Below are 23,289 nucleotides of genomic sequence, written 5' to 3'. Positions count from 1 at the left end.
ACAGGCAAATCATAAAATGACCGAAACGACCGCCAAGATCGATTATTCCAAGACCCTCAATCTGCCGCAGACCGAGTTTCCCATGCGCGCTGGCCTGCCTGCGCGCGAACCGCTTTTCGTGCAGCGCTGGGAAGAGATGAACCTCTACAAGAAGCTGCGCGAAGACGCCAGGGACCGTCCGCTTTATGTGCTGCATGATGGCCCGCCCTATGCCAACGGCAATATCCATATCGGCCATGCGCTCAACAAGATCCTCAAGGACGTAATCACCCGTTCCTTCCAGATGCGCGGTTTCAACTCGAATTATGTGCCGGGCTGGGATTGCCACGGCTTGCCGATCGAGTGGAAGATCGAAGAAAAATATCGCGCGCAGGGCAAGAACAAGGACGAAGTCGAGATCAACGAGTTCCGCAGGGAATGTCGTGAATTCGCCAGTCACTGGATCGGGGTCCAGACCGAGGAATTCAAGCGGCTCGCCATTTGCGGCGATTTCGAAAATCCTTACACCACCATGAATTTCCATGCCGAGGCACGCATTGCCGGTGAATTGCTCAAATTTGCAAGCTCCGGCCAGCTTTATCGCGGTTCCAAGCCGGTCATGTGGTCGGTGGTCGAGCGCACGGCGCTCGCCGAGGCGGAAGTCGAATATCACGATGTCGAATCGGATATGATCTGGGTCAAGTTCCCCGTCGCTACTGCGGGCGAGCTCTCGGGCAGTTTCGTCGTCATCTGGACGACGACACCATGGACCATTCCCGGCAACCGCGCCGTGGCTTATTCCCCTCGTATTGCTTATGGTCTTTACGAGGTCGTTGCCGCTGAGAACGAGTTTGGACCTCAGCCCGGCGAAAAGCTTGTTTTTGCTGACAATCTGGCCGAAGAATGCGGGAAGAAAGCGAAGCTCGAATTCAAACGCCTGCGCGACGTTTTGGCGGACGAGCTTGCAAGGAGCGTTCTGGCGCACCCGCTCAAGGGTTTTGGCGGCGGTTATGAATTCACCGTGCCGCTGATTGCGGGCAATCATGTGACCGACGATGCCGGTACGGGCTTCGTTCATACCGCGCCGAGCCATGGCCGCGAAGACTTTGAAGCATGGACGGACCATGCGCGTGAGCTTGAAGCGCGCGGCATTGACCCGACCATTCCTTTTCCGGTCGATGATGCCGGTTTCTACACCAAGGACGCGCCGGGCTTTGGCCCCGACCGTGAAGGCAGTCCTGCGCGCGTGATCGATGATAACGGCAAGTCGGGCGATGCCAACAAATCCGTGATTGCCCAGCTTATCGCTCATGACAGGCTTTTTGCCCGTGGGCGCCTGAAACATTCCTACCCGCATTCCTGGCGCTCCAAGAAGCCGGTCATTTTCCGCAATACGCCGCAATGGTTCGTCTATATGGACAAGAAACTGGGCGACGGCACCACGCTTCGCTCGCGCGCGCTCAAGGCCATCGACGATACGCGTTTTGTGCCCGGCGCCGGCCAGACGCGTCTGCGCGCCATGATCGAAAGCCGCCCCGACTGGGTGCTTTCGCGCCAGCGCGCATGGGGCGTGCCGATCTGCGTCTTCGTGGATGAGGATGGCAATATTCTCAATGATGATGGCGTCAACAAGCGCATTCTGGATGCCTTCGAGGCCGAAGGTGCGGATGCGTGGTTCACAGAGGGCGCGCGCGAACGTTTCCTTGGCGAGCGCGCTGCGGAAGGCTGGGTGCAGGTTCGCGACATTCTCGATGTGTGGTTCGATTCCGGCTCGACGCATACTTTCACGCTGGAAGACCGCCCCGATATGAAATGGCCTGCGGATGTCTATCTTGAAGGGTCCGACCAGCATCGCGGCTGGTTCCATTCCTCGCTGCTCGAAAGCTGCGGCACGCGGGGTCGCGCGCCTTACGATGCCGTCATCACCCACGGTTTCACGATGGACGAGCACGGCAAGAAAATGTCGAAATCGCTCGGCAACACGGTGACGCCGCAGGATGTGATCAAGGATTCGGGCGCGGATATTCTGCGCCTCTGGGTCATGACGACGGATTATTGGGAAGATCAGCGTCTGGGCAAAAGCATCATCCAGACCAATATCGACGCCTATCGCAAGCTGCGCAACACCATTCGCTGGATGCTGGGCACGCTCGCCCATGATGCAGGCGAAACGGTCGCCTATGCCGATCTGCCGGAACTGGAGCGGCTGATGCTGCATCGGCTTGCAGAACTCGATGAGGTGGTGCGCTCAGGCTATGACGCTTTCGACTTCAAGCGTATTTCGCGCACATTGATCGATTTCATGAATGTCGAACTGTCGGCATTCTATTTCGATATTCGCAAGGATGCGCTTTATTGCGATGCGCCGTCGAGTCTGCGCCGCAAGGCCGCTTTGCAGACCGTGCGCGCAATTTTCGATCGCGTCGCAACCTGGCTTGCGCCGATGCTGCCCTTCACCATGGAAGAAGCCTGGCTCGATCGTTACCCGGATTCTTCATCGGTGCATCTTGAGCAGTTCCGCCCGACGCCTGCCGAATGGCGCGATGATGTGCTGGCGGAAAAATGGCGCAAGGTGCGCAATGTCCGCCGTGTCGTCACCGGGGCGCTGGAGCTGGAGCGGGCGGATAAGAGAATAGGCTCTTCGCTGGAGGCCGCACCTCGCGTCTATATCGCAGACAAGAGCCTGAGCGATTCGCTCGATGGGCTGGATTTTGCGGAAATCTGCATCACCAGCGGCATCGAAGTGGTTGCGGGTGCCGCACCCGAAACAGCCTTCATCCTTGATGACGTCAAGGGAGTGGCGGTTGTGCCGGTGCGCGCCGAAGGGCAAAAATGCGCCCGTTCCTGGCGTTATACCACCGATGTGGGCTCTGATCCGGAGTTCCCCGAGGTCAGCGCGCGGGACGCAGCCGCATTGCGGGAACTGAAGGCGCTCGGCAGGCTTGCTGCCGCTTGAAGATCAAACGGGCGCATCCTGCGCCCGTTTCTTTGCGCCGGGACTTGCCCTGACGGGCATGGACATGGTCAAATGAGGATAATAACGCGATTGCCGCAAGGGATGCTCTGCTGTAGAAAGCTCCCTTGGATTAACTTGCAATCTGCCTTGGAGTTGCCTGTTTCTTGCGGCAAGGGTGGCCGACAAGCCTTTGCTGGTGAAATGTGGCAGGCGTAAAAGAAGTGGCGCTGATGAAGACTGAAGGACGAGTTCTGGTATTGATGACGGCGGTTGCGGGCCTTGCATTGTCTGGCTGCGTGTCATCGCCGACCTATGGAACCGACAAGACGGCGAGCGCGCAGTTCCTCGACGACATGTCGAATCTGGCAAGCTTCGGCCAGGGCAAGAATAAAGAGCGGATTGATTACAAGCCGCGTCCTGATCTTGTGCGTCCGGGTGAAGGCGAAAGAGCGGCATTGCCCCCGCCGCAGCAAAGCGTGGCGAGCGCTGGCGATCCGTCATGGCCGGAATCGCCGGAACAGCGCCGCAAGCGTCTGCGCGATGAAATTACTGCAAATCGCGACAATCCGAACTATGTCTCGCCGATCGAGCAGGACATTTCGGTCGCTTCCAATCTGAATGTGGCGCTTCCAAGCGGAAGCAGCCGTCGCGAAGATTATGCGTCGCGCACGCCGACTGCGGACCCTGCACGGGTCAGCGCTCTGAAAAAAGCGAGAGAGGAACAGACCAGGGGTTCTTCGACAACGCGCCGCTATCTTAGCGAGCCGCCTTTGACCTATCGCGCCCCGGCGCAAACGGCTGCAGTGGGCGAGCTGGGCAAGGATGAAGCGCAGAAAGAACGTGAGCGCAAAAAGGCCGCGACCGGCAGCAAGGGCTGGCGCGACTATCTGCCCTGGAATTGATGTAATCGAGAAAAGCCCGGAATTTCGCCCCAGAATTTCCGGGCTTTTTTGCCTGTTAACGTTTGTCGCGGAAAAAATCCCTGAGCAGTTTCTGCGCTCTTGCTTCGGAAAAGCCTGCATAGATTTCCGGTGCGTGATGGCAGGTGGGCTGCGTATAAAAGCGTGGACCATGATCGACGCCGCCGCCCTTGGGATCGGGCGCGCCGTAATAAAGCCGCCTTATGCGGGCGAAGGAAATTGCAGCGGCGCACATGGCGCATGGTTCGAGCGTGACATGGAGATCGCATTCCGGCAGGCGCTCGGACTGGAGCACTTCGCTGGCCTGCCGGATAACGAGTATTTCGGCATGCGCGGTGACATCATTGTTCTCGCGGGTGCGGTTGCCTGCGCGGGCGATAATATTGCCCCGATGCACGATCACGGCACCGATCGGCACCTCGCCGCGTGCGCCCGCAGCGGCTGCTTCTTCGAGCGCTGCGTCCATCGGGGACGTCGATCCGGTCGATGAAATTCCTGCCGCCTTTTCCAATAGAACCTCATTTCGTGCCCGTAGAGGGAAATTTCGCTCGCAAGCCTTTGAGTGATTTGTTACTGCATAAGTCTCGAAATCGAAACCGATTTGCGAATGAATTTATACGGCGCTGACGATCTTGCTCGCATTGACCGACTAAGATGACAGGGTAACGCTGCTGAGAGGCCAACACCAAATGAGTAAAGAAGACGACAACAAGGGCGGCAAACGTCCTCCTCGCGGGCGAGGTGAAGGGGGAGGCCGCGGACATGGCTCTAAGGGAGGCGCTGGTGGTGGAGATCAGCGCGGATTTGACAAGCCGCGCAAATCTGCAAGACCGGCATCCCCCAGGATCGAAGGCGAAACGGAAACGGCGGAGCGTATCGCAAAAAGGCTGGCGCGGGCCGGTATCGCCTCGCGACGCGACGCGGAAATGATGATTGCCGCCGGGCGTATAGCGGTAAATGGCAAGGTGCTTGACAGCCCGGCCGTCAATGTCAGACGCACCGATACCATCACTGTGGATGGCAAGCCTGTCAAACCGGCGGAGCGGACACGGCTCTGGCTCTATCATAAGCCCGCAGGTCTGGTGACGACCAATCGCGACCCGGAAGGGCGTCCGACCGTATTCGATGCCTTGCCGCCGGAAATGCCGCGTGTGCTTTCAGTTGGCCGGCTCGACATCAATACCGAAGGGCTGTTGCTGCTGACCAATGATGGCGGCCTGTCGCGTGTGCTGGAACTGCCTTCGACCGGCTGGCTGCGCCGCTATCGGGTGCGCGCGCATGGCAAGGTCACTCAGGCCCAGCTTGACGAGCTTAAAAACGGCATTGCCGTCGACGGCGTCTTTTACGGCAGCGTTGAAGCAACGCTTGAGCGCGAGCAGGGCGCAAATGTCTGGATTTCAATCGGTCTGCGTGAAGGCAAGAACCGCGAAGTGAAGAATATTCTCGGCGCGCTTGGCCTGACCGTTTCCCGGCTGATCCGCGTTTCCTTCGGCCCTTTCCAGCTTGGCGATCTGGAGGAGGGCGCGGTTCGCGAAATTCGCGGTCGCATCCTGCGCGATCAGCTTGGCGAAAAGCTGGTCGAGGAATCGGGCGCGGATTTCGATGCGCCGATCCAGAATGAATTTTCCAATGCCAGTGTGCAGGGTCGTACGCGCCGCGAGATGGAGGAGCCCGAACCGGAAGGCGAGCGCTGCCGCGCGCCGCGCGAGCGGGAATGGATTTCAAGCAGTCCGGTGCGCCGCAAGGGCCGCGATGATAAATCCGCCGAACGGGTGGAGCCGCGCCGCCGCGGAAATGCCAATGTCTGGATGGCGCCCGGTGCGCGCCCCAAGGGCGAGAAGGCCGCAGCGCAAAGCGAGGCCAAGCGCGCGGCGCGTTTCGAGCCGCAATCGCCCCATCGTCCGGCCAGGGTGAGCGGGGATATGCCATTGCGTCCGCGCCGGTCTGAAGAGGATGAGCAGCAGCCTCGCAACGAACGCAGGCGCAATGAGCATCCGCGCAGCGCCCCGCGTTCCGAAGAAGGCGGCGAGCAGCGCCCGAAACGTCTGGGCAAGCGGGAGCGCGCAGCGCAATTGCGCGGCGAGGAACCGCGTGAAGGCGGCAAGTTTGATCGCGGCGCTGCCGGGAAGGGGCCTGCAAGAAGCGGTGGTTTCAAGAGCGGTCCTGCCAAGAGTGGTCCGGCAAAGGGGCCAAAGGGTGCTGGCAAGGGCCCGAACCGCAGCGGTTCGGATCGTGGTGGACCCGATCGGAACGGTTCAGGCGGACGACCGGACGGCGGAAAGCCACGGGGCAGACCGGGAGGCGGCGGTGCGGATCGTCGGCGGTAAGTTTCGCGGGCGCGCACTGGTGACGCCTGCCACCAGCGCTATTCGCCCGACCACCGACCGCACGCGCGAGAGCCTTTTCAATATTCTGGCGCATAGTTTTCCGCACAAAGTCGAGGGCGCGCGCGTTCTCGATCTTTTCGCGGGGACGGGCGCTCTGGGTCTGGAAGCCTTGTCGCGCGGTGCGCGCTATGCGATTTTCGTCGAGGAATCGGCGGAAGGACGCGGTATTCTCCGGCAGAATGTCGAGGCGTTCGCCTTGCAGGGGCATTCCAAGATACTGCGCCGCGATGCGTGTCGTCTGGGTGAGGCGGGGACGATAGAACCGTTTGATCTGGTTTTCGCCGATCCGCCTTATGGGCGTCTCATGGGCGAGAAGGCATTTATATCGGCGCTCGAAGGCGGCTGGCTTAATCCTGACGCACTTCTGGTGCTTGAAGAGGATATGCAGGCATCGCTTGCGCTCGATGAGCGCTTCGTTGTGCTGGAAGAACGAAATTATGGCGGCACGATTATCCGCTTCATACAGTTGAAGCATGATAATTGAGCTGGCAGTCTGATTGATGCAATTTATGTCCCCGCATAATGGTGCGGGAAAAACGGATTGGAGATGTCGTTTGGTGTCTAACCCCTCACTCCGGCGTATCTTATTGTCCACGGCCCTTGGCTTTGCGCTGGCCATGCCGATGGGTGCAATTGGCGCGCAGGCGCAGGAAGCAGCCCCGGCTCCAGCCGCCGCCACCAAGGTGGAAGCCCCAAAGCCCCAGGCCGCGCAGCCGGACATCACCTTGTCGGAAGATGTGGCAAGCTTCACGCTCGATAACGGGCTGAAGGTCGTGGTCATCCCCGATCATCGCGCTCCGGTTGTCACGCAGATGATCTGGTATCATGTCGGCTCCGCCGATGAGGCGCCGGGAAAATCGGGCATTGCGCATTTTCTCGAACACCTGATGTTCAAGGGCACCAAGAACCATCCGGCGGGTGAGTTCTCCGCGCAGATCGCGGCAATCGGCGGTCAGGAAAACGCTTTTACCTCCTATGATTATACGGCCTATTTCCAGCGCGTTGCACCCGAGGCGCTGGAAATGGTGATGGGCTATGAGTCCGACCGCATGGCCAATCTGGTGCTTGGCGAGGAAGAGGTAACCACCGAACGCGAGGTTATTCTGGAAGAACGGCGCATGCGGGTGGATTCCAATCCTGCGGCAATGCTGATGGAAAACACCGACGCGGTGCTTTTCTACAACCACCCCTATCGCGTGCCGGTCATCGGCTGGCGGCAGGAAATGGAAAAGCTCAGCCTGAAGGATGCGGTGGATTTCTACCGGCAATATTATACGCCCAACAATGCGACGCTGGTGATCACCGGAGACGTTACGCCGGAACGGGTGCGCGAGCTTGCGATGAAGACATGGGGACAGGTGCCCAAACGCGCGGAAGTTTTGCCGCGTGAGCGCCCGCAGGAGCCGGTCAAACATGCGGCGCGCGTCGTGACCCTGCATGATGAACGCGTCAGTACCCCCTCCTTCCGCATTTCATGGCTGGTGCCCTCCTATGCCAATGAAAAGCGCTATCCGGGCGTCGAGCAGGGCGATGCACCTGCGCTCGATCTGCTGGGTGAAATATTGGGCGGCTCGCTGCGCTCACGGCTCTATCAGGAACTGATCGTCAAGCAGGGCATCGCCGCCAGTACCGGCGCAAATTATAGCGGAGATGCGCTCGATGATGGCGAATTCTCGGTTTATGGATCGCCGCAGAATGGCAAGACGCTTGCCGAAGTGGAAAAGGCGGTGAGGGACGAAGTCGCGCGCATCGTCAGGGACGGCGTTACGCAGGAGGAACTGGATCAGGCGCGCAACCGCTTCCTGAAAGCGGTGATTTTTGCGCGTGACAGCCAATCCGGGATGGCACGTATTTACGGCTCGACCCTCTCTGTCGGGCAGTCGATCGAGGACATCCAGAAATGGCCGGAACTGATCAAGTCCGTGACCGTTGCCCAGATCAAGGATGCCGCCGGCCGCTATCTCGTTGAGGATCAGTCAGTGACGAGCTATTTGCTTCCACCGGATACCGATCCGGAAAACGCCCGTGAAAATCCCGGTATCTCGCTGCAAGAGCCAGGCGCCAATGATGATGGAGGGGCAATCCAGTGAATATTCTGATTATGCGCGGCTTTGCCTTTGCACGTATCACTCTTGCTGCCCTTGTGACCGTCATTGTGCTGATGGTGTACAGCCTGCCTGCAAACGCCATCGAAATACAGGAAGTCGTCTCGCCGAAGGGCATTCGCGCATGGCTGGTTGAAGATTCCTCCGTGCCGCTCGTTTCCATGCGGTTTTCGTTCAAGGGCGGCACCTCGCAGGATCCGTCCGGCAAGGAAGGCCTTGCCAACTTGATGACCGGTCTTTTCGATGAAGGTGCGGGCGATCTCGATTCCGACAGCTTTCAGGAACAGATCGACAATCTGGGCGCGGAAATGAGTTTTTCCGCTTCTGCTGATTCTGTCTCGGGCAAGATTCGCATGCTGGCTGAGAATCGCGACGCGGTCACGAAACTATTGACGCTTGCGGTCAATAATCCGCGCTTCGATCAATCGGCAATCGACCGCATTCGTCACCAGATCGTGGCGGGCATCGAGGCTTCCCAGCGCAATCCCTCGACCATCGCCTCGCGTAAGTTTGCCGAAGTGCTTTATGGCGACCATACCTATGGCCGCCCCGATGAAGGCACGGTGAAGTCGCTGCAATCCATCAGCCGTGACGATCTGGTGAATTTTCATCGCAAGAATTTTGCCCGCGATCATTTGACCATCGGCGTCGTCGGTTCGATCAATGCGCAGGAACTGGGCGAAATGCTGGACCGGGTTTTCGGCGATCTGCCCGCCATGGCAGAACTGGTGCCGGTGCCTGACGCGAAACTGGCGCTTGGCACGACAACCAGCCTCAGTTTTGATGTGCCGCAAACGTCGATCAGCTTCGTCTATCCGGCCATCCCGCGCAAGGATCCGGAATTTTTCGCAGCCTATCTGATGAACCACATTCTGGGCGGCGGCTTCACCTCCCGCCTTTATGCGGAAGTGCGCGAAAAGCGCGGACTGGCCTATTCCGTTTCGTCCATGCTGCTGCTGCGCGATCATGTATCGGCGCTGATGATCGCGACCGCGACCCGGCCCGAAAAGGCGCAGGAATCGCTGAAAATCATTCGCGAGCAGGTTGCGGCCATGGCCAATGACGGCCCGACGGAAGCCGAGCTTGCCGCCGCAAGAAGCTTCTTGAAGGGCTCTTATGCGGTCAACAATCTCGATTCCTCCGTGGCGATAGCCGATACTCTGGTCGGATTGCAGGAAGCCGAACTGCCGCGCGATTATATCGACAAGCGCGCTGAACTGATCGATGCGGTCACGCTGGATCAGGTCAAGGCCATCGCCAAAAAGCTGTTGCAGACGGAGCCGGCAATCCTGATTTATGGACCGGCCCAGTCCTGAAAGAGCAAGCGATGAGGACAGCCACATGGATATAGTCGTGCCATCAAGCCCCCGCATCGGCGTTGCTTTTGGCGGTGGCGGCGCGCGCGGTATTGCGCATATCCATATTGTCGATGTGCTGGACGAACTGGGCATCCGGCCCGTTGCCATAGCCGGTTCCTCCATCGGTTCCATCATCGGCACCGGCATGGCCAATGGCATGAGCGGCAAGGAACTGCACGAATATATGGGGATGATCTTTACCCATCGTGCCGAGATCGCGCGCCGCATATGGCGGACGCGGCCTGAAAGCTGGAGTGAAATCCTCAAGGGCGGCTTTCGCGTCAGCCAGTTCAATATCGAGAAGATTCTGGACGTGTTCCTGCCCTCGGAATTGCCGGACAATATCGAAGATCTGAAAATCCCGATGAGCATAACGGCCTCGGATTTTCATGCGGCGCAGGAATTGACGATCGAAAGCGGTGATCTGCGTTCGGCGATTGCGGCATCCTGCGCCATACCGCCGGTTTTTGCGCCTGTCCGGCGCGACGGCAGGATTTTGGTCGATGGCGGGTTGATCAATCCCGTGCCGTTTGATCTGCTTTTTGACAAAGCCGATATTGTGATCGGCATCGATGTGGTGGGCGCGCCTGTCGGGCCGGATGACCACATGCCCTCGACATTCGAGGCGATAATGGGGGCCAACCAGCTTACCATGTGCTCGATCATCGAGAACAAGTTCCGCTGTTGCGCGCCGCATATTTTCCTTCGTCCCAATGTGGACCGGATCGGGCTGCTCGATTTCACCCGTTTTGAACAGATATTCGAACAAAGTGCGGGTGTGCGCGATGAACTCAAGCGGGCATTGGATGCGGTAATCACTGGTGATACCGTGTCATCCTGAACAGTGTCCGGTTCAAAATTTTACTCAGCAGGTTTGGAATATATAATGATTTCAGAGAATTCAGCGAGCAAACTGGTCGACTTCGCTGCTTCGCTGGTTGCCGCGGCAAAGCACGCTGGCGCGGATGAAGCGGATGCGGTCGTAATCCGCGCCCGTTCATTGAGTGTCTCTGTCAGGCTTGGAAAGGTGGAAGGCACCGAATCGTCGGAAAGTGACGATTTCGCACTGCGCGTCTTCGTCGGGCGGCGCATCGCCAGCGTTTCGGCCAATGCCGGCAGCGATCCCGACCAGCTTGCCGAACGCGCGGTCGCCATGGCAAGGGTCGCTCCCGAAGATCCCTATGAGCAACTGGCCGACCCGCAATTGCTTGTAAGGTCGCCGCGCGATCTCGATCTTTTTGATCCGACCCGGATCGATACGGTTCGCCTGACCGAAGATGCGCTTGCTGCGGAAGCGGCTGCGCGCGCTGTGCAGGGTGTGACGAATTCGGGCGGCGCGGGTGCGAGTGCCAGCATGGGCGGCCTTGTTCTGGTGACATCGACCGGCTTTTCCGGCCATTATGCCACGACGCGTTTTGGCCGTTCCGTCTCGGCGATTGCGGGCGAGGGGACGAAGATGGAACGCGACTATGATTTCAGTTCGCGGCTGCATTTTACCGATCTCGATACGCCTGAGACCGTTGGCAGGCGCGCTGGGGAGCGTGCCGTGCGCAGGCTTGGCGCAAGGCAGGCAAAGACCGGACCGGTGAATGTCGTTTATGACCCGCGCGTGGCGCGCGGTATCGCAGCCCATCTTGCCAGCGCCATCAACGGCGCATCGGTTGCGCGCAAGACAAGCTTCCTGCGTGACAGCATGGGCAGGCAGATTCTCAAAAAGGGACTGCAAGTCACCGATGATCCCCTGCGGCGTCGCGGCTCTTCCTCGCGCCCTTTTGACGGCGAGGGGATTGAAGGCCAGCCTTTATCGATGATCGAGGATGGCGTTTTGCAGCATTGGCTGCTTTCGGGTTCGAGCGCGCGCGAACTGGGATTGAGCAGCAATGGGCGCGGCGTGCGATCAGGCTCCGGCGTGTCGCCCGCATCGACCAATTTCGCCATCGAACCCGGCACACAGACGCCGGAAGAACTCATCCGCGCGCTTGGAACCGGTTTTTATGTGACGGAACTTTTCGGTCAGGGTGTGGACATGATCACCGGCCAATACAGTCGCGGTGCGTCCGGTTTCTGGATCGAAAACGGTGAATTGGCCTATCCGGTGAGTGAGGTGACGATAGCCTCCAATCTCAAGGACATGTTCCTCAACATGACCCCCGCTTCCGATATTGACCGCAATTTCGGCATGGCGGCGCCCACACTTGTAATCGAAGGCATGACCCTTGCCGGAAATTAAGCGACGCCAGGATATACACGCCGAGCTTGAATTGCTGCGTCATGCTGCGCGTGAAGCCGGGCGCATTGCCATGCGTTATTTTGGCCAGTCGCCGGAAGTGTGGCTGAAGGACGGCCGCTCGCCGGTCAGCGAAGCCGACATGGCGGTCGACCACTACCTGCGCGAAGTCCTTCTGGAAGCCCGCCCCGATTACGGCTGGATTTCCGAGGAAACCATCGATGAAAGGGCCGTCGCACCGAGAGACCGCACTTTCATTGTCGACCCGATTGACGGAACCCGCGCCTATATTGGCGGGCAGGACCAATGGTGCATCAGCATCGCCATCGTCGAGAACGGCAAGCCGCTGGCCGGCGTGCTGCAATGTCCGGCGCGCGGTGAGGTCATCGAGGCGGGCAAGGGGCTTGGAGCATCACAGAACGGAATGCCGATCCGGGTGCATGTGCCGCCCGCGGGCGAAAAAATGGCCATCGCATCGGCAAGGTCGATGGTCGATGCCCTGCCTGAACTGTGGCGCGAGCGCGTCGCCCTGCATCCTTATGTGCCCTCGCTTGCCTATCGCATCGCCATGGTGGCGCGGGGTGACATCGCAGGCACCTTCATTCGGCCCAATTCGCATGATTGGGATCTGGCCGCCGCCGATCTCATTCTCAGCGAGTCGGGCGGAGCCATTCTTGGCTGCGACGCTTCAGCGCTGGTCTATGGGGGGCCGACGCTGTCGCACGGCACCCTCGTTGCAGCCAGTGGAAATCTCCTTCAGGAGATGTTGAGTGTTGTCGCGGAGTGGCCGTTGGGCTAATCATGCCGCAACCGATCTTATTCAGGAGTTATTGTCATGAGTGTCGAAGGCGACAAGAAACAGCTTCTTCATCTGGTATTTGGCGGTGAACTGAAAAAACTTGGAAGTGTCGAGTTCCGCGATCTCGACAAGCTCGATATTGTCGGCGTCTATCCGAATTACGAGACGGCGAAAACAGCCTGGAAGGCCAAGGCCCAGCAGACGGTCGACAATGCGCATATGCGCTATTTCATCGTTCACATGCACCGCCTGCTCGATCCGGGAAGCATCGAGACGCAGGCCGAGTAAGACTTTGCCGGACAGGTTCCGGCAGCGATCCATTATGCACAATGACAGGAACAGCCCGGCAATGACCGCAGAACGCAAGCGGACGGATGGCTTCGCCAAGAATTTGTGGCGGCGCATCCGCGGGCCGCTTGCGCGCTCTGCTTTCGTCAAATCCGCACTGGTGCAGCTTATTGCGGGCTATCTCAAGCTCGTGCGTGCGACCAATCCGCCGCTTGAAGAATCTGCGGATCTTGAAGCTATTTTGCGCAGGTTCAGCCCGTCCATCATCACCTTCTGGCATGGCCAGCATATAATGGCGCCCACGGCTCGACCGGATGATCTTGCGGTCGTGGCGATGTTCTCGCGCAGCAACGATGCCGAACTCAATGCGCGCGTGGCCGAGAAATTCGGCTTTATAACCGTTCGCGGCTCGGGTGGGCGCCGCGCGCAGCAATCGCCGGAAAAGGGTGGGGCGCGAGCGCTGCTGACCTTGAAGAATGCCTTGAAAAAAGGGCAGTCGGCCTCGATGATTGCTGACATAGCCCATGGCAGGGCACGCGAGGCCGGGCAGGGGGTTGTTCTGCTGGCAAAACTGTCGGGACGGCCGATACTGCCATTTGCTTACGCTTTCTCGCGCAATCATATTCTGCAAAAAACATGGGATAAGACCACTATTCCTTTGCCATTCGGCCGTTCTATGATTGTCTGCGGAGAGCCGGTCTGGGTAGATGCTGATGCCGATGAGGCACAACTGGAAGAAAAGCGTATGGAATTGACGCGCCAGCTCAATGACGCCACGACAAAAGCATATGCCGCATTGGAGAAAGCGAAATGAGTGAGCGCTGGGCACGAAATCTGTTGTCGGCCTATCGTCTGCTTGGCTCTACCGCCTATCCATTCATCGGAACCTATATCGCCTATCGTACCTCGCGCGGCAAGGAAGAGCGCGGTCGGCGCAGCGAACGCTACGGCAAGACAGCTATCGCGCGACCGCAGGGGCCGGTCGTCTGGGCGCATGCGGCAAGCGTGGGCGAATCGGTGGCGATCATTCCGCTGGTCGAGAGCATTGCTGCGACGGGAATTCACGTCGTCATGACCACGGGAACCGTGACATCCGCCAGGCTGGTGGCCGATCAGCTGGGTTCGATGGTCATCCATCAATATGCGCCGCTCGACCTGCAACCGGCGGTCAACCGGTTTCTGGATCACTGGAAACCGGATCTTGTGATTGGCTGTGAGTCTGAAATCTGGCCTGCCACGGTATTGTCGCTCAGCGCGCGGCATATCCCGCATGTCCTGGTGAATGGCAGGCTGTCGGATCGTTCTTTTGCGGCGTGGGAGAAACGCCCTGCGCTGGCGGAAGCATTATTTGAAAACTTCGCGCATGTGATCGCGCAGTCGGAGCTGGATGGCGAGCGCTTTCGCAAGCTTGGCGCGCGGCCCGTCAGTGTTTCAGGCAATCTGAAGGTGGATACGGCCCCCGCCCCGGCTGACCCGCAGGCTCTTTCCGCCTTGCAGCGGCAGATTGCCGGGCGACGCACATGGGCTGCTATCTCCACCCATGACGGCGAGGAGGAAATCGCCGCCGAAGTGCACCAGATGCTGAGCGTGCGTTATCCGCAGCTCCTCACGATCATCGTGCCGCGCCATCCGCATCGCGCGCCCGAAATCGAGGCGATGCTTGTTGAAAAGGGATTGAAGGTGGCGGCAAGAAGCCGTGGCGATACGATCGAAGCGGACACCAATGTCCTGCTTGGCGATACGATCGGTGAAATGGGCCTCTATCTCCAGCTCACCGATATTGCCTTTATCGGCAATTCGCTGACCAAGTCGGGCGGGCATAATCCGCTGGAGCCAGCCATGATGGGGACGGCGGTTCTGACTGGCCGCAATGTGCAGAATTTCCGCGAAGCCTTCCAGCGCCTTATCAAGAATGGCGGCGCGCGCGTGGTCAAGGATCGCAATATGCTCGCAGGCGCGATCAACTTCCTGTTCAATAATCCGCAGCATCTGCGCACGATGATTAATGCGGGTGCAAATACGGTCAGGGATATGCGCGGTGCGCTGGATCGGACCCTGAGCGCGCTTGAGCCTTTTATTCAGCCTTTGATCCTGCAAGCCCAATTGCCGGGCAATCGCAACGGGGCGGCCCTCGTAACGGACCGGGACTGATATGGCGAGCGAGGCTCCGCCCTTCTGGTGGGAGAAGCCCGATTGGCGCGCGATGGCGCTTGCTCCGGCTGCGTGGATTTATGGTGCGGTGGCCGGTCGGCGGCTTTTGAAGTCGGAACCGCCCCGGATTTCCGCACCGGTCTTGTGCATCGGCAATTTCACCGTCGGCGGGGCGGGCAAGACGCCGACCGCGATCGCGCTCACCAGGGCTGCAAAAGTTCTGGGCCATAATCCCGGAATCGTCTCGCGCGGCTATGGCGGCACCTATACCGGTCTTCATGTGGTGGACCCCGGACGCGACAGCGCGCGCTATGTCGGTGACGAGCCGTTTTTGCTCGCAAACCATGCCCCGGTTGCCCTTTGCCCCGACCGGCATAGGGCAGCCATGCGCCTCATGGAAAATGGTTGCGATTTCATCATCATGGATGACGGCTTTCAAAGCGCGCGCCTGCATATGGATTTTGCCTTGCTCGTGGTCGATTCCATGCGCGGCATCGGCAATGGGCGGGTCATTCCTGCGGGACCATTGCGCGCGCCGCTGACAGACCAGATGCGCAGGACCGATGCCGTGCTGCGTATAGGGCAAGGGGCGGAAGCAGATTTTGTCGTGCGCCGTGCATCGCGCGCCGGACGTGCAATCTATGAGGCCCAGCTTGTGCCGTCTTCGGCCATGCAGGTGGCCGGCGGAAAATGGCTGGCCTTTGCCGGGATCGGCAATCCGGAGAAATTTTTCGCAAGCGTGCGGCAGGCCGGAGGCGAAGTGGTGGAGACGCGCGCATTTGCCGATCACCACAATTATCGGCCTGAAGAGCTCAGCGCGTTGCAACAGGCTGCAAACGAGCGCGGCATCGGGCTGATCACGACTGCGAAAGATCATGCAAGGCTTTCAACGATGACCAGCGCGCCAGAAGAGTTTCTGCGCCGACTGGCCGTACTCGATGTGGATCTGGTGTTCGCGCGCAAGGATGCACCCGCCCGCATTATCGAAACGGCGATCGAGCGGTTCAGGATACGCTCGTAGAGGTAACTATGCTGTCGGCGGCGGGTTGCCATGGTGCCTCCCGCGCTTTGATTATTTTCATTTTATTTGAGATGCAGCAAACGTCCCGTCCGCGTTCCGCTATAGGGTGAGCCGTGATGAAATGGCTGTCGTCATCCTTTGACAGGAACGGACGGCGGGAGCGGTTCCGTTTTAAACGGAAGCGCCGAAACCGCTCCAGCCATTTGTCTTTACGCATTACCCTGCCAAAACTGAACACTCGGATTTGAAGGTCAAAAATGTTCGGTGTCTCGCTTTCCCGTTGGACCTTATCCTATTTCATGGCCTCGCTTTTTTTCCTGCTCATGGCGACAGGTCTGATGGTGTCGGGCTTTGGATACCCGTCTGCGGAAATCAGGGCTGCGGAAACACTGATCATCGTGCATATGGTGGCTATCGGCTGGCTTGCATTGCTCATGTGCGGAGCCCTCTTACAATTTGTGCCGGTATTGGCCGCCAAGCCCCTGTGGGGCAGCGCTGCCGCCTTGCCGGCGCTGCTTCTTCTGCTCATCGGCTTGCTGGGCCTGCTTGGCGGTTTTGCCGGACTGGCTGGAATTATATCCGCGCCTGTCTGGCTCATGCCGTTATCCGCCTTGCTTCTGATCTGCGGCTTTATAATTATCGCGCTGATGCTGGGTGTAACCCTGTGGAATGCCAGGCCGCTCTCCTTGCCTGCCCGCTTTGTCTGTGTCGGTCTTGTCTGCCTGATCTGCGTGGCGGCCTTGGGAGGGCTTTTCTCCTTGTCCCTGTCGGGGGTGCTGCGCAACACTGTCTGGCTTGCGCTTGCTGGAAACGGTGTTTCAATTCATGCTGCTTTGGGACTGGGCGGCTGGATGAGCTTTACGGCGATGGGCGTCAGCTATCGCCTGCTGGGCATGTTTATTCTTTCGCCGGACAATCATGGCCCTGTCGCCCGCACTATATGGTGGAGCGGGGCCGGGGCGCTCGCATCGCTTGCCGTCTCGCTGGTTCTTGTCGTCTTGGGCTACGGCTCGCTTGAGCTGCTGTTGCTGGCGGCATTGGTGCCGGGGCTGGCGAGCATTGCCTTATATATCTGGGATGTGCGCGCGATCTACAGGCAGCGAAAGCGCAAGGCGATTGAACTCAACTCCAAGGCGAGCATTCCGGCCTTCGCCGCCCTGTTTCTGGTTTTGCTGCTGGCTGTGCTGATGGCATGGCGTGGCGCGAGCGACGCAATCGTTGCAGCCTTTGTCTATCTCGTCGCTTTTGGATGGCTCACGGGACTTGGGCTGGCGCAACTCTACAAGATCGTGCCATTCCTGACATGGCTGGAATGCTATGGTCCCGTCATGGGCCGGATGCAGGCCCCTCGCGTGCAGGATTTTGTCGATGAAAGCCGCGCGCGCGTCTGGTTCGGCCTTTATTATGGTGGTGTGGCTCTTGCGACCCTGGCGCTGCTTGCCAATTATCCCGCTGCCTTCCGGCTGGCGTCCACCCTTAATCTGGTTGCGATCGGCGCACTTGTCATTCACTACATTCGCGCAAGACGGCTGACAGATGTTCCGCAGACTGTGCGCCTGCCCGATCAAGTCAATATCCCGCATCTGCTCTATGCTGCGAGACCCGTATCGAGGAGAACAAGATGACATCGAATGCTTACCCGCTCATTCCGCATGAGCTTGATGTGCGCCCCCTGCTGAAAGAGGGCATCGAGCCGTTTCAGACGATCATGAGCGCCGTCGAAAATCTCGCTCCGGGACAAAGCCTGTTGCTCATTGCGCCTTTCAAGCCGCTGCCTTTGTTCGGGGTCATGGAACGCAAGGGCTTTTCGGCGAAAGCAGAGCCGATTGGCGAGAATGACTGGCAGGTGCTGTTTTCACCCGTCGATCAAGCTGCGCCGCAAGTGCAGGTTTCTGACAATGCCGGTTCTCCTTCGATATGGCCTGAGCCCTCCAGTTATCTGGACTGTTCCGATATGGAACCGCCGGAGCCGATGGTTCGTATCCTGAGTGAAATCGAAAACATGTCGGAAGGGGAAGTGCTGTTTGCGCTGTTGCATCGTGAGCCACTGTTTCTCTTCCCCGAGCTTGAGACACGCGGCCACCAATGGGTGGGAAATTTCGACGAGAGCGGACAGAAATATCGCATCATGATCCGCGTCGGACAGGCATGAGGATCCAGCCATGAAACGGCAAGAGCAAGTGGCCCTCGAACAAGCAGTCATAGAGGCGCTGCGTATTGTGCTGGACCCGGAACTCGGCGTTAATATCGTCGATCTGGGCATGATCTATGGGGTCATTGCGAGTGAAGACGGGGTTGTCGATATATTGATGACCACGACCACCCGCGGCTGTCCTGCGGCGGGTTTTTTGACGCAGGCCGTTCAGGCCTGTGCCGAAGGCGTGGCAGGCGTAGAAAAAGCAAATGTCGAGCTGACTTACGAGCCTGAATGGCAACCCGAAATGGCAAGCGCCGAAGCGCAGGCGCGTTTTGCTGCTCCCCTTTTCTAGAGCGCGTCCCGAAAAGTGTGAAACGGTTTTCGGACAAGATGCGCGGTAAAGACAAACAGTTAGAGCGCCGATCTGATTCAGTCAGATCGAAATGCGCTCTAAAGAAGCCGTAGCAAGGGCGCGCGTCCTTGGCCCGCTTTTGATTCTGTCATTATTTTCATAGCGATGTTTTGCCCGATGAAATGAATGTGCATGAAGTTGCTCCAAAGCAAAGAACGCCTTACCCATTCAGATAGGCTCTCAACCGAAAGATAAACCGCGCCTGAGACGGCAAGGTAAAGTAGGTTGAAAGTGACGAGCGACTTCTCTAGCCATCTGCCCCTTTTTTCCCGTCAGGCACTTGCCCGGACAGGCCTTCGCCGGATCATTGCCGGTGTGATCCGCTTTTTCCTCGGAAGAATCTGCACGCTGGCGATCGTGTTTTTGCTGGCTGTTGCCAGTCTTCTTCCGGCGAGCGCGGGCGAATTGGAAAAATACCTGCCGCAACTGGAAGCAGGGGCGATTTTCGAGGGAGCCGACAGCATCGGCGCGCCGCAGGGCGAGCCGCCCATCGCGCCGGTGATGAAGGGCGATGAGCTGCTGGGATATGTCTATCTCAACTCTGACTTCACCAGTTCCATCGGTTATTCCGGCAAGCCGATTCATATTCTGGTCGGCATCGACACCAAGGGCATTATTCGCAGCATCAAGCTTGTGGATCATAAAGAGCCGATCGTGCTGATCGGCATTCCCGAACCCAAGGTCGTTGCCGCATTGAATTCTCTGGTCAATAGCGATCTGAGCGCCGTTGCTGCGGGAAAAGCGCGACCGCCACAGGTCGAGATCGTCAGCGGCGCAACTGTTACCGTTCTCGTGATGGGCGACAGTGTGGTGCGCTCGGCGGTTGGCCTTATCCGCAGCGGGCGGCTCGGCAATGCGCCGATTGCAGCCGCTGGCGTTGCAGAAGTACGTCAACTCAATCCCGATATGCGCGACGTGCAGGATTGGCAGACCCTTGTCGGAGACGGCTCGGTGCGCAGCCTCAAGCTCAGCGTCGGTGAGGTCACGCAGGCCTTCCGCGATGCCAGACAGGAGGAGGCGGCGGCCAATCCTGAAACCGGCAATCCCGAAGACGATTTCATCGAGCTTTATGCCGCGCCCGTTTCCGTGCCTTCCATCGGCATCAGCCTGCTTGGCAAGAGCGGCTATGAGCGGCTGGAAAAGCAGCTCAAGCCGGGCCAGCAGGCCATCCTTGTGGCGGGCGATGGCGCTTATTCCTTCAAGGGATCGGGCTATGTGCGCGGCGGCATCTTCGACCGCATCGAACTGTTGCAGAACGGTCAGGGCGTGCGCTTTCGTGACAAGGGCCATACCCGCATAGGCGACATCATGGCCGAGGGCGCGCCGCGCCTGCGCGAGATTTCCGTCTTCCGCGTGCCCGAAGGCTTCGCGTTCGACGTTGCCCAGCCATGGGAGTTGCAACTGCTCGTGCAGCGCGGCTTCGGTGCACGCGACAAGGCCAATATCAACTATGATCTGGGCTATAAGCTGCCCGAACAATATCTGCTCGCACAGCCCGAACCTGCGCCGTCGCAGCCGGCTTCTGCCTCGGCTGCTGCCGATGCGCCCCGCCAGCCGCAGCCTGTCGGGGAAGGCATGGCGGCGGATATATTCGGCGAGGACAATCCGCTCTGGGTGAAAATGTGGGAGATGAACCGCATCAATGTGGTCATCACCGCCATCGCCATCATCGTTCTTGTCGGTATTTTCTTCTTCCAGAACAGCCTTGTAAAACGCCCGCGCGTCTTTGCATGGGTGCGGCGCAGCTATCTTTTATTCGTGCTGGTGTGGCTGGGCTTTTACAACAATGCGCAATTGTCGGTGGTCAATGTCCTGACCTTCACCAATTCGCTGATAACCGGCTTCAACTGGGAATTTTTCCTCACTTCTCCGCTGATCTTTATCCTGTGGGCTTCGGTTGCGGCGGGGCTTTTGTTCTGGGGACGCGGCCCGTTCTGCGGCTGGCTCTGCCCCTTTGGCGCTTTGCAGGAACTAAGCAACAATCTGGCCAAATGGCTCAAAGTGCCGCAAGTCACGCTGCCCTGGGGCCTGCATGAACGCCTGTGGCCGATCAAATATATGATCTTCCTCGGACTGTTCGGCCTGTCGCTTTATTCGGTGGCATTGGCGGAGGTGTTTGCGGAAGTCGAGCCGTTCAAAACGTCGATCATCCTCAAATTCTCGCGTGAATGGCCATTCGTGATCTATGCGCTGACGCTGTTGTCCCTGGGGCTGTTCATCGAGCGCTTTTACTGCCGCTATATGTGCCCGCTCGGTGCAGCGCTTGCCATCCCCGGACGCATTCGCATGTTCGAATGGCTCAAGCGCTGGCCCGAATGCGGCTCGCCCTGCCAGCGTTGCGCCAAGGAGTGCCCGGTCGAGGCGATCCATCCCGAAGGCCAGATCAATGTCAATGAATGCATCTACTGCATGCATTGTCAGGAGCTTTATCACGACGACCAGCGCTGCCCGCACATGATTCAGGTGCGTGTAAAGCGCGAGAAATTCGCCGCCCGCAACGCGCCTCTTTCGGCAGCAGCCGAACGCGGCGGCGGCCCAGCCAAACCCATCATTTCAGTCAAGGGCCAGCCGGTCGGAGCACAAACAGGCTCCGGTCCTGCCGCCTGAATCTTCCCAAGGAGAGAACCATGACAGAAGAAACCAGAAAAACCCAGTTCAGCAGACGGCAATTGCTCGGCACGTCGGCGATTGTCGCCGCCGCCGGTGCAAGCGGCGTCGGCAGCGCGCTGTTTGCCGGATCGAGCACGCAGGCTTTGGCCGCCAGCAGCTCGCAAGGCGGGGCGAATGCTGTGGTCGCACCCGGCGAACTTGACGAATATTATGTCTTTTTCTCCAGCGGCCAGACGGGCGAGGTCCGCATTCTGGGCCTGCCCTCCATGCGCGAATTGATGCGTATTCCCGTCTTTAACCGCGACAGCGCGACGGGCTGGGGACAGACCAATGAGAGCCTGAAGATATTGACTGAAGGCATGTTGCCGGAAGATCGCGAATTCATGCAGGATCGCGGCGGTATTTTCCACAATGGCGACTTGCACCACCCGCATCTTTCCTTCACTGACGGAACCTATGACGGGCGCTATCTTTATGCCAACGACAAGGCCAATACGCGCGTCTGCCGCATTCGCCTTGACGTGATGAAGTGCGACAAGATCATTCAACTGCCCAACCAGCATACGGTTCATGGTCTGCGCGTGCAGAAATACCCCAAGACCGGCTATGTCTTCTGCAATGGCGAGGACCGCGTGCCGATCCCCAATGACGGCACCAATATGAACGATACCGATCAGTATCGCGCAATCTTCACCGCCGTCGATGGCGAGACGATGAAAATCGCCTGGCAGATCATGGTCGACGGCAATCTGGATAATGTCGACTGCGATTATCAGGGCAAATATGCCTTCGCCACCTGCTACAATTCGGAAGAAGGTCTGACCCTTCCCGAAATGATGAGCAGCGAGCAGGACTGGATCGTCGTCTTCAACCTCAAGCGTATCGAGGATGCGGTCGCAAAGGGCGAATTCAAGGAGATCAACGGCGTGCCGGTTCTCGATGGACGCGGCAATTCGCCCTTCACCCGGTATATTCCGGTGCCCAACAGCCCGCATGGTATCAACACGGCGCCCGACGGCATCCATGTGGTTGCCAATGGCAAGCTCTCGCCTACCGTCACCGTGTTTGACGTGCGCAAGTTCGATGATCTGTTCGACGACAAGATCAAGCCGCGCGATGCGGTCGTCGCCGAGCCGGAACTGGGACTTGGGCCTTTGCATACAGCCTATGACGGCGCGGGTAACGCCTATACCACGCTGTTCATCGACAGCCAGATCTGCAAATGGAACATCGAGGACGCCAAGCGTGCCTTCCAGGGCGAGAAGGTTGATCCGATCCGCCAGAAGCTCGATGTGCATTATCAGCCCGGTCACAACCACACATCCATGGGGCAGACCAAGGACGCCGATGGTAAATGGCTGATTTCGCTTAATAAATTCTCGAAGGATCGCTATCTCAATGTCGGGCCGCTCAAGCCCGAGAATGACCAGCTCATCGATATTTCCGGCGAGAGAATGGAGATTGTCCATGACGGGCCGAGCTTTGCAGAACCGCATGACGCCACGATCGTACATCGTTCCAAGATCAATCCCGTCAACTTCTGGGACCGTGCGGATCCATTTTTCGCCGATGCCGTCAAGCAGGCAGAGGCCGATGGACTAGACCTGATGGATGCCAACGAGGTCATTCGCGACGGCAACAAGGTGCGCGTCTACATGACCTCTGCCGCTCCCGCTTTCGGCCTTGAGGAATTCACGGTCCAGCAGGGCGACGAAGTGACGGTCTATGTCACCAATATTGATGAGATCGAGGACCTTACCCATGGCTTCTCGATCATCAATTACGGCATCAACATGGAAGTCGCGCCGCAGGCAACGGCCTCTGTCACCTTCAAGGCCAACAAGCCCGGCGTGTGGTGGTATTACTGCTCGTGGTTCTGCCACGCCATGCACATGGAAATGAAGGGTCGTATGCTCGTGGAACCAAAGAAAGCCTGACG

Annotated in this window: 19 protein-coding genes; 18 read left to right on the top strand and 1 reads right to left on the bottom strand. The window is 58.7% G+C overall.

Going from position 1 to position 23,289, the window contains the following annotated elements; all coding sequences use genetic code 11:
* The first annotated feature begins 16 nt into the window (after positions 1-16).
* Complete coding sequence (gene ileS, locus DKP76_RS11875; RefSeq protein ID WP_109706915.1) at positions 17-2,935, top strand: isoleucine--tRNA ligase; 2,919 nt, start codon at positions 17-19, stop codon at positions 2,933-2,935.
* 230 nt (positions 2,936-3,165) lie between these two features.
* The gene (locus tag DKP76_RS11870) at positions 3,166-3,837 is read left to right on the top strand and encodes a hypothetical protein (protein WP_109707215.1); all 672 of its coding nucleotides are present in this window, start codon (positions 3,166-3,168) and stop codon (positions 3,835-3,837) included.
* Positions 3,838-3,892: 55 nt separating this feature from the next.
* Here the strand turns inward: DKP76_RS11870 and DKP76_RS11865 are convergent, their stop codons facing one another.
* Positions 3,893-4,366: a nucleoside deaminase gene (locus tag DKP76_RS11865; protein WP_109706914.1), complete on the bottom strand. Its 474-nt coding sequence runs from the start codon at positions 4,364-4,366 to the stop codon at positions 3,893-3,895.
* A 178-nt stretch (positions 4,367-4,544) separates the two neighbouring features.
* Here DKP76_RS11865 and DKP76_RS11860 point away from each other — a divergent pair, with 178 nt between their 5' ends.
* The 16 genes from DKP76_RS11860 to nosZ all read left to right on the top strand — a co-directional run bounded on the left by DKP76_RS11860 (position 4,545) and on the right by nosZ (position 23,287).
* Complete coding sequence (locus DKP76_RS11860) at positions 4,545-6,182, top strand: pseudouridine synthase (RefSeq protein WP_109706913.1); 1,638 nt, start codon at positions 4,545-4,547, stop codon at positions 6,180-6,182.
* Positions 6,163-6,726 (top strand): 16S rRNA (guanine(966)-N(2))-methyltransferase RsmD, encoded by a 564-nt coding sequence (gene rsmD / locus DKP76_RS11855; RefSeq protein WP_109706912.1) that lies wholly within the window; start codon positions 6,163-6,165, stop codon positions 6,724-6,726. The genes DKP76_RS11860 and rsmD overlap by 20 nt, the downstream gene beginning before the upstream one ends.
* Before the next feature lie 73 nt (positions 6,727-6,799).
* Positions 6,800-8,332: a M16 family metallopeptidase gene (locus DKP76_RS11850; protein ID WP_109707214.1), complete on the top strand. Its 1,533-nt coding sequence runs from the start codon at positions 6,800-6,802 to the stop codon at positions 8,330-8,332.
* 71 nt (positions 8,333-8,403) lie between these two features.
* A complete protein-coding gene (locus DKP76_RS11845; RefSeq protein ID WP_425349400.1) occupies positions 8,404-9,663 on the top strand; it encodes a M16 family metallopeptidase in 1,260 nt (419 codons plus the stop codon).
* Between the two features lie 25 nt (positions 9,664-9,688).
* Positions 9,689-10,546 carry a patatin-like phospholipase family protein gene (locus tag DKP76_RS11840; protein WP_109706910.1) on the top strand — a complete coding sequence of 286 codons (858 nt, stop codon included), beginning with the start codon at positions 9,689-9,691 and terminating at the stop codon, positions 10,544-10,546.
* A gap of 45 nt (positions 10,547-10,591) precedes the next feature.
* Positions 10,592-11,935, top strand: a complete 1,344-nt coding sequence (locus DKP76_RS11835) for a TldD/PmbA family protein (RefSeq protein ID WP_109706908.1) — start codon at positions 10,592-10,594, stop codon at positions 11,933-11,935.
* A complete protein-coding gene (locus DKP76_RS11830; protein ID WP_109706906.1) occupies positions 11,922-12,731 on the top strand; it encodes a 3'(2'),5'-bisphosphate nucleotidase CysQ in 810 nt (269 codons plus the stop codon). The genes DKP76_RS11835 and DKP76_RS11830 overlap by 14 nt, the downstream gene beginning before the upstream one ends.
* 36 nt (positions 12,732-12,767) lie before the next feature.
* Entirely contained in the window at positions 12,768-13,019 is a 252-nt protein-coding gene (locus DKP76_RS11825; protein ID WP_109706904.1) for a DUF4170 domain-containing protein, read from the top strand.
* A gap of 61 nt (positions 13,020-13,080) precedes the next feature.
* Entirely contained in the window at positions 13,081-13,833 is a 753-nt protein-coding gene (locus DKP76_RS11820) for a lysophospholipid acyltransferase family protein (protein WP_245410220.1), read from the top strand.
* Positions 13,830-15,170 (top strand): lipid IV(A) 3-deoxy-D-manno-octulosonic acid transferase, encoded by a 1,341-nt coding sequence (gene waaA / locus DKP76_RS11815; RefSeq protein WP_109706900.1) that lies wholly within the window; start codon positions 13,830-13,832, stop codon positions 15,168-15,170. Before DKP76_RS11820 ends, waaA begins: the two co-directional genes overlap by 4 nt.
* Before the next feature lies 1 nt (position 15,171).
* A complete protein-coding gene (lpxK, locus tag DKP76_RS11810) occupies positions 15,172-16,191 on the top strand; it encodes a tetraacyldisaccharide 4'-kinase (RefSeq protein WP_109706898.1) in 1,020 nt (339 codons plus the stop codon).
* A gap of 257 nt (positions 16,192-16,448) precedes the next feature.
* On the top strand, positions 16,449-17,816 hold the full coding sequence (locus tag DKP76_RS11805; protein ID WP_109706896.1) for a hypothetical protein: 1,368 nt from the start codon (positions 16,449-16,451) through the stop codon (positions 17,814-17,816).
* Entirely contained in the window at positions 17,813-18,343 is a 531-nt protein-coding gene (locus DKP76_RS11800) for a DUF2249 domain-containing protein (protein WP_109706894.1), read from the top strand. Before DKP76_RS11805 ends, DKP76_RS11800 begins: the two co-directional genes overlap by 4 nt.
* A 10-nt stretch (positions 18,344-18,353) precedes the next feature.
* Entirely contained in the window at positions 18,354-18,680 is a 327-nt protein-coding gene (locus tag DKP76_RS11795) for a metal-sulfur cluster assembly factor (RefSeq protein ID WP_109706892.1), read from the top strand.
* Between the two features lie 399 nt (positions 18,681-19,079).
* A complete protein-coding gene (locus DKP76_RS11790; RefSeq protein WP_425349399.1) occupies positions 19,080-21,347 on the top strand; it encodes a 4Fe-4S binding protein in 2,268 nt (755 codons plus the stop codon).
* Positions 21,348-21,367: 20 nt separating this feature from the next.
* Positions 21,368-23,287, top strand: a complete 1,920-nt coding sequence (gene nosZ / locus DKP76_RS11785) for a TAT-dependent nitrous-oxide reductase (protein ID WP_109706890.1) — start codon at positions 21,368-21,370, stop codon at positions 23,285-23,287.
* Positions 23,288-23,289: the final 2 nt, after the last annotated feature.

The organism is Falsochrobactrum shanghaiense (assembly GCF_003149535.1).
Taxonomy (GTDB): Bacteria; Pseudomonadota; Alphaproteobacteria; order Rhizobiales; family Rhizobiaceae; genus Brucella; species Brucella shanghaiense.
Note: the sequence above shows the minus strand (reverse complement) of the source record. Positions and strands in the feature narration are given on the sequence as shown.